Origin of the sequence: Pseudomonas sp. UBA3149, assembly GCF_002364655.1 — a bacterium.
Taxonomy (GTDB): Bacteria; Pseudomonadota; Gammaproteobacteria; order Pseudomonadales; family Pseudomonadaceae; genus Chryseomonas; species Chryseomonas luteola.
Map to the genome: position 1 here is coordinate 110,790 of NZ_DEYV01000010.1, position 936 is coordinate 111,725.

The window sequence follows — 936 nt, forward strand, 5'->3', positions numbered from 1 at the left end:
AGCCAGAGCCAGAGCCAGAGCTTAGCCTTGAAGCTGATGACGAAAAGTCGCTGGATGCACAGGTTACAAGCGAGCCTGTGTTTGAAGAGCTGCCTGAGCGTGAAAATGTTGATCCGTTGCTATTGGATATCTTCCGTAATGAGGCGGAGGCTCATCTTGCAACGATTGCGGAATACCTCGAACAGGCGGACCCTGAGGTACCTCAACAGGTTACTGATAATCTGCTGCGTGCCTTGCATACCCTCAAGGGTAGCGCTCATATGGCAGGTATTTCAGCGATTGCTGACCTTGCTTCGTTGTTGGAGCGTGTTGTTAAGGAATACAAGGCAAGCCATACACCGTTTGGCTCTGAAGAGCAGCAGGTGCTGGCGGATGCAGCGTATTCGATAGAGGACGGCCTCAGACAATTGAGTGACGACCATATCGATATTCAGCTTATCGATAATGATGCCTTGTTGGCTCGATTGCAGGATCTGCTGGAGCAAAGATCCGAGCAGACCGCTTCGATCGATGCGGCAGAGTCGAATACGCATCACAATCGTCAACGCCTCTCCGATTTTCTTATCGAGAGCATGGATATCCTGCTCAAGGCCGATGGGCTGCTAGAGGCTTGGCAAGCAACGGGTGATGATGCTCATCATGCTGCCTCGCTGTCCGCTGAGTTCACTCATTTCTCTGATCGGGCCGCTAACGCGGGGCTATCAGACGTGGAGGCATTGAGTTCAGCTCTTTGCGAGGTCTATCAATCCTGCATTAGTGCGCATATTCCTCATCGCGACGTGTTCTTCGAGGAGGTGCTGGCTTCCCAGGAAGCCTTGGTCAGCATGCTTAACCAACTGGCCGTGGGGCTTAGAGCCACACCTCAGGGTGAGCGCATCAATGCGTTGCAATTGCTTCTTGCTGAACTGGATGCTCCTGAGACTGAGACTGAGACTG

General features: G+C 52.6%; 1 protein-coding gene. It reads left to right on the top strand.

All coding sequences use genetic code 11. The features are described 5' to 3' along the window. On the top strand, nucleotides 1-936 hold a 936-nt coding region (locus B3729_RS06440; protein WP_286787692.1), incomplete at both ends, for an Hpt domain-containing protein.